Below are 5,998 nucleotides of genomic sequence, written 5' to 3'. Positions count from 1 at the left end.
GCACGATGGCGGCCAATTACCTGTCGCCGCTGCGGGCGCTCTATTTCGGCGGCGAGGTGTCGGAGCCCTTTGCCTTGCTGCATGCCAGCGACGGGGACGACGACCATGTCTAGAAAGCCGGCGACGAGGACAAGGCCGGCAAAAGCGGCCGCTGCAGTGGCCCCGGCAGCGGGCGTTACGGTGCGGCATTATTGCCAGGGCATCGGCGATTGCCACCTGCTCACCTTCAGGAAGGCGGATGGAAAGCCTTTCCGCATGCTCATCGATTGCGGCATCCATGTTTCGATCGCGGGCGGCCCGGCGCTGGTCGCCGACATCGTCGCCGACCTCAAGAAGGAGACCGGCGGCAAGATCGACATCCTCGTCGTCACGCACGAACATTGGGACCATGTCTCCGGCTTCCTGACCGCGAAGGACCTTTTCAAGGATTTTGCCGTCGGCGACGTCTGGATGGCCTGGACCGAGAATCCGGCCGATGCCGAGGCCGCGGAGCTCGACAAGTTCAAGGGCCAGGCGATCGCCGCTCTGCAGGACGTGGGCCAGAAGCTCGACGCGATGCAGGGGCTGAGCTCCTACATGGCCGGTGTCCGCGACGGCTTGCAGTCCGTGCTCGGCTTCCAGTTCGGCGCCGCCGGCGAACGGGTGCGCTCGGCCCGCGACGCGGCGGCAAAGCTGTCGCAAAAACCGACGCCGACCTATTTCGAGCCCGGCGGGCCGCCGGTGACGATCGACGCATTGCCCAACCTGCGCGTCTATGTGCTCGGCCCGCCGCGCGACAAGGCGGCGCTGCGGCTGGAGGAAAAGGCAAGCGAGATGTTTCCGCTGGCCAGCGGTGGCCCGTTCGCGCGGGCGCTGGTGAGCGGCCTCAAGATGAACGAGGCGGCCGACACTGGTTACGTCGACGAACTCAGCCCGTTCGAGCGCAATGTCGGCACGCCGCTGTCCGCGGCGCTGAAAGGCGACAAGGGCAGCGACCCGGCCATCGATATCGGCGCCTATGTCCGCAAGCATTATTCCGGGCCGGTTTCGGCCGCGGCCGCGATGGAAGACCGCGACCAGTCCTGGCGGCGCATCGACGCCGACTGGATGGGGATCGCCGCCGACCTTGCCTTGCAGCTCGACCGCGGCGTCAACAACACCAGCCTGGTGCTTGCCTTCGAGTTCATCGACTCAGGCCGGGTGCTGCTGTTCCCGGGCGATGCCCAGATCGGCAACTGGCTGAGCTGGAAGGACCTGAAATGGCCGGTGGGGCAGGGCACCGTCACGTCGGCCGACCTTCTGGCGCGCACCGTCTATCTCAAGGTCGCCCATCACGGCAGCCAGAACGCCACGCCGGAAAAAGAGGGTTTCGATCTGCTGACGAGCAGCGACCTGTCGGCCTTCATCCCGACCAACAAGGTCGATGCGGTGAAGGTGCACTGGGGCGAGATGCCCTATGACGGCATCCTGACAGCGCTCGAGGCAAAGACCAAGGGCCGCGTCATTCGCGCCGATGATCCGTGGCTGGCGGACAAGAACGGAAAGCCTGCCTTTGCCGCGCCGTCCGGTTCGATCCAGGCGGTGCGCAGCGCGCCGCGCGATGCGGCACGCGGGCTCGGCGGGCTGTGGGTGGAAGTGGATCTGGCCTGAGCGTTCGCCGTCGGGCCGATTGCGAAAAATCGAAAACCACTCTATTGAGCGATCGGCTGAATGAGGGCGGCCACTCAACACATTGCACAAGGTCGCCCCATGCCCGATGCCTTCTCTCGCGTCATCGCCTTCCTTGCCGTGGTCATGGCCCTGCTGTTTGCCGGGCTGCATTTCCACCAGGGCCACATCATCGCCACGCTCTATTTCATGACCGGCGCCGTTCTGGTGACGGCCGTGACGCGCATGAATGTGAGGCGGGGGCTGATTTAGGCGCCTGCGGCATTAACGTCGGCAGCAAGTTGGACGGCCAACGCGCCATCACGACGTTGAAGGCATTAAGGAAAGGTCCATCCACATCGCGCCTACAGCATGGCCATCGGGATCAGCGAGGTCGCGGGTATACATGAACCCATGATCCTCGATCGGATTGATGTCTGCTGTGCCGCCGTTCGCCGCAGCGGCGGCTGCCATCGCATCGACGGCGTCGCGGCTGCCCAGGGAAAGCGCCAGCATTACCTCGCTGGACGTTGATGGTGGGATGGGGCGCGTGGTCATGGTCTGCCATTTCTCCCGGCTGAGCAGCATGAAGTTGATGTCTTCACTCCACACCATCCAGGCCGCCGTCTCATCGGGAAACCGAGGATTGTTCCTGAAGCCGAGGGATTCGTAGAAGGCCATGGATGCCTTCACGTCGGTAACTGGCAGGCTCACAAAGATCTTCTTGCTCATCGGTCATTCCTTCGTTGTCGAGATGCCAGTCCTGGCGCCTACTTGAAGACGCACGACCGTCTGCAGAACCGACATTGCATCTCCACTTTTTTTGGATTGCCGACGCTTCCGTGCGTCGCACCGACGGCCACCGCCGAACGGATGTGGGGGTGAACCCGGGAACGTCGGCGTTCATCCGATCCAGACTCTGTCGTGGCCGAGGCCACAAAATCGCTGCGCGACAGTTACGCGCCGACGGCAGTTCTCAAGGATTTGCTGGAAGCTAAATCATCTAACCATTTCGGGAGGTTAGATGGTGGGCGAGATTGAACCTGTGACCCCGACCGTGTGAAGGGAGCCGTCACCTCGCAAACGCCGGTTTTCTGCGGTGTCTAGCGTTCACTCGCTGGCGCGCAAGGGCATAACGGGCACTGCGGTGCGCTATTTACGCGCCGCTCGTTTGAAGCTCGACAGGTAGCGGCATCGGCTTCAATGATGCGTCCTCTAACAGGACGTCAAGTCGATGTTGGGTCAGGCGTATCATTGGCGATATATCCGCCTTTTGGCGCTCGACCTCAGCGATGGCAGCGTGAAGCTCGGCTTCCGTGTACTCGTGGATTTTTGGCGTACACGCCTGTTGCCCGCAACGCCAACTCACCCGCCGCTGACTGCGGGGCTTTCGGACAACAAAGCCGCTGTCGTCTATGAGAACGTCCCAATGCACGTTCTCCTCGCCTTTGCGGTAGAACTCCACAAGCATCCGTAATCCCCAGAATCCGGCGTGAATCTCCTACCTTAAAAGACCGGGGAATCGGCGTGAATCCGGGCACTGGTTGAAAATGCGATTGGGCTTTGGATCTTAGGTTGTGGAGTTGAATGCCTGCGCGCGAGCGCTTAGGCTCCGCTCACATCTGGGGGCATTCAATGGCGAAACTTCCTGTAAAGCCGAAACTCTGCTTCGTTGTCGGCCCGATTGGCGGCAACGACAGTGACGACCGCGTGCACGCCGACTGGCTGCTGGAAGAGATTATCAAGCCAGTCTTCGACGAGCACTTCCCGGAATTCAAGGTCGAGCGGGCGGACAAAATCTCCAACCCTGGCCGTATCGATGAGCAGATTATCACCGCTCTTCTCTCGGCCGAGCTGGTGATTGCCGACCTCACCACCCTGAATCCGAACGCCTTCTATGAAATCGGCATACGGCACGCCATCCAGAAGCCTACCATTCACATGCATCTGGAGGGGCAGAAGATCCCGTTCGACATCAGTTCTTTCCGCTCGATAGAGTTTTCTCGGAAGTGGCCGAAAGACCTTAAGGCCGCCCGGGAGACGCTGACCGAGTTTGCTCGGACGGCTACGGCAGACGATTACGTGGTTGACAATCCGGTGACGTTTTCCCGCGGCAAGGTCGAATTCGCCAAGACCGCAACACCATCGGAGAAAATCATTCAGGACCAGATATCTGAAATCCTCCGGCGCCTTGCATCCATCGAGAACGCCCCTATTGACACCAGAGTGCTCCTAAAGGGATTTCCTGGGGTTGAACTCCCCACAGGAAGGTTAGCGCTCAGTCCGCATATCCGCGCAGCAAACCAGTCCTGGCAGGACAATCCGCTGGAAATTGAAGTGACCTATCGGGGCGAGGGACAGCCGAGAGACTGGTATCCAGATATTGAGAAGCTTGCGGCTATTATCTTAAGGAATGGAAGATCGGTGGTGACAACGCACGAGCCGTTATCTACACGGCCGATAGCCCGAACAACCGTCACGGGGTCGAGTTGCTCGTGAGGGAGGCCCAATCCAAGGGCTTTTCCATCCGCCTGCTGTACTGAGCGCAAAAAGCCCCTCGTGAGAAAGGGGCAACCTAGGCACACTCCCGTGGGAACTTTCAGAGACAGTCCGATGTTCACCCTGCTGGCCTCGGGGTCGCTCCCGAGTGGCACCCGACAGGCTCATGAGGGTGAGTTGCGATGACTCGGGTTCGGGATCGCCGCACCCGCTGATGTTCCCTGGAATGCCCTAGAAGGGGCACTCTTCGAAGAAGTAGATGGGTGTCCAGTTGGGGCGGCGCCGGAACACATCTTTGATGCACTCAAGCTACCTGGGGCTCAGCCGGTCGCCCTCTAAAATAGGACGAAACTGCTTTACCCCCGTCGACGCCCAATGCGGAATGACAGCCAAAATTCTAGTTTTCCACCAATATCACGCCAACCGGCCAAATCACCACGGGATAAAGGCCTTTTGGGCCCATGCGACTCTTGCATGGTCCGCCGTGAATCATCAGGGTGGAGAGGCTGAAGGGGAATCTGCGGACATTCCTTGGCCGGAACCGCAAATCTCCCCATCAGCTGGCTCCCCGAGGGCGGGTCTGGTGAAAGCCAGGCCCGCCTTTGCGGTAAAGATACCGTGCGGAAAATTACGCACCGGTGCAAGACCCTACGTTTTAAATCACAACTTTCCTAGTGATAGACCCATTGTGTGGAGCAGGGGGCATTTTTGAGGGGATATCGTTTATTACGCGCCCGTGTTTCGCACCCCCAACTCCGCCCGCCCGATAGGGCGAAGTGGAGAACCTGGGAACGTTGGCGTTCTTCCGGCCCAGATTCTGCACTAGGCCGAGGTCGCAGAAGCGCTACGCGCCAGTTTTCAGAGATTTCCTTTGAAACCAAATCATCTAACCATTCCAAGGGTTAGATGGTGGGCGATGTAGGGATTGAACCTACGACCCCACCCGTGTGAAGGGTGTGCTCTCCCGCTGAGCTAATCGCCCGCCTGTAGCCCGAAGGCCGAAGCGAGCCGCGATATAAGGTAGGCTGGTGAGCGAAGTCAAGGCGATGTGCCGAGGTTATTCCTCTGTTTGATTTCTCTGATTTTCTGCCGGTGCTGTTTAGCGCCGCTCAGCGCGCCGCCGCGATCAAGCGCTCGGCAAGGTCAGGCGTCAGCGTGTCGAAATGCGAGATCACCACGGTCGGTTCGAATTCGCGCACATGGCGGTCGGTATAGCCGAAATCGACCGCGACCACCGGGATGCCGGCTGCCTTGGCGGTGTCGATGTCGGTCTGCGAATCGCCGATCATCAAGGCGCTGTTCGGGTCGCCGCCGGCCAGGCGGATCGTCTCGGTGAGATGGCGCGGGTCGGGCTTGCGGAAGGCGAAGGTGTCCTGGCCGCAGATCGCGGCAAAATAGTGCGACATGCCCAACGCGCCGATCAGCGTCGCGGAATTCGCCTCGTATTTGTTGGTGCAGACCGCCATCAGGTAGCCGGCGGCCTGAAAGCGATCGAGCGCGGCGATGACGCCGGGGTAGGGGCGGGACTTGCCGGGAATGTTCAGCGTGTAATGGTCAAGGAACAGCTTCAGGAGCCGGTCGTGTTCCTCGGCCGCCAGCGCCTTGTTCTGCGCGGCATGCGCGCGTTCGATCATGACGCGGCCGCCGTGGCCGACGAAACGCCTGAAGCCGGCTTCGTCGACCGCGGCGAGATCGCTTGCCGCCAGGCTGTGGTTGAGGCTGTCGAGCAGGTCCGGCGCGGTGTCGACCAGCGTTCCGTCGAGGTCGAAGACGATGATCGGGCTAGGCATGGGGAATTCCTGTAGCGATTGAATTGCCGTAGGCGATACAGGCAGGGCCGGGTTCAAGCAAGAAGCCTCGATCGGTCCACAGC

Annotated in this window: 6 protein-coding genes and 1 tRNA gene; 4 read left to right on the top strand and 3 right to left on the bottom strand. The window is 60.8% G+C overall.

What is annotated here, in order from left to right:
- Nucleotides 1–156 precede the first annotated feature (156 nt).
- Together EOD07_RS18890 and EOD07_RS37690 are read left to right on the top strand one after the other, a co-directional pair.
- Nucleotides 157–1,629: an MBL fold metallo-hydrolase gene (locus tag EOD07_RS18890; protein ID WP_164772348.1), complete on the top strand. Its 1,473-nt coding sequence runs from the start codon at nt 157–159 to the stop codon at nt 1,627–1,629.
- 99 nt (nt 1,630–1,728) lie between these two features.
- Entirely contained in the window at nt 1,729–1,899 is a 171-nt protein-coding gene (locus EOD07_RS37690; RefSeq protein ID WP_164772347.1) for a hypothetical protein, read from the top strand.
- 48 nt (nt 1,900–1,947) lie between these two features.
- Here EOD07_RS37690 and EOD07_RS18885 read toward each other — a convergent pair whose 3' ends face one another.
- On the bottom strand, nt 1,948–2,358 hold the full coding sequence (locus EOD07_RS18885; RefSeq protein WP_127236547.1) for a VOC family protein: 411 nt from the start codon (nt 2,356–2,358) through the stop codon (nt 1,948–1,950).
- Nucleotides 2,359–2,860: 502 nt separating this feature from the next.
- Here EOD07_RS18885 and EOD07_RS18880 point away from each other — a divergent pair.
- Both EOD07_RS18880 and EOD07_RS18875 read left to right on the top strand, forming a co-directional pair.
- Entirely contained in the window at nt 2,861–3,103 is a 243-nt protein-coding gene (locus tag EOD07_RS18880; RefSeq protein WP_127236546.1) for a hypothetical protein, read from the top strand.
- A 158-nt stretch (nt 3,104–3,261) separates the two neighbouring features.
- Nucleotides 3,262–4,125: a hypothetical protein gene (locus EOD07_RS18875; protein WP_127236545.1), complete on the top strand. Its 864-nt coding sequence runs from the start codon at nt 3,262–3,264 to the stop codon at nt 4,123–4,125.
- A 907-nt stretch (nt 4,126–5,032) separates the two neighbouring features.
- Here the strand turns inward: EOD07_RS18875 and EOD07_RS18870 are convergent.
- Both EOD07_RS18870 and EOD07_RS18865 read right to left on the bottom strand, forming a co-directional pair.
- A tRNA-Val gene (locus EOD07_RS18870) sits at nt 5,033–5,107 on the bottom strand.
- A 127-nt stretch (nt 5,108–5,234) separates the two neighbouring features.
- Nucleotides 5,235–5,915: a phosphoglycolate phosphatase gene (locus tag EOD07_RS18865; RefSeq protein WP_127236544.1), complete on the bottom strand. Its 681-nt coding sequence runs from the start codon at nt 5,913–5,915 to the stop codon at nt 5,235–5,237.
- Nucleotides 5,916–5,998 lie beyond the last annotated feature (83 nt).

It is taken from the genome of Mesorhizobium sp. M2C.T.Ca.TU.002.02.1.1 (genome assembly GCF_003997225.1).
The sequence above is the reverse complement of the archived record's forward strand: the minus strand, read 5'-3'. Positions and strand labels throughout refer to the sequence as shown.

What these genes read in the sequence shown, in the direction of transcription:
- EOD07_RS18865 (WP_127236544.1), bottom strand. Translation starts at nt 5,915, where the DNA reads ATGCCTAGCCCGATCATCGTCTTCGACCTCGACGGAACGCTGGTCGAC.
- EOD07_RS18880 (WP_127236546.1), top strand. Translation starts at nt 2,861, where the DNA reads ATGTTGGGTCAGGCGTATCATTGGCGATATATCCGCCTTTTGGCGCTC.
- EOD07_RS18885 (WP_127236547.1), bottom strand. Translation starts at nt 2,358, where the DNA reads ATGAGCAAGAAGATCTTTGTGAGCCTGCCAGTTACCGACGTGAAGGCA.
- EOD07_RS18875 (WP_127236545.1), top strand. Translation starts at nt 3,262, where the DNA reads ATGGCGAAACTTCCTGTAAAGCCGAAACTCTGCTTCGTTGTCGGCCCG.
- EOD07_RS37690 (WP_164772347.1), top strand. Translation starts at nt 1,729, where the DNA reads ATGCCCGATGCCTTCTCTCGCGTCATCGCCTTCCTTGCCGTGGTCATG.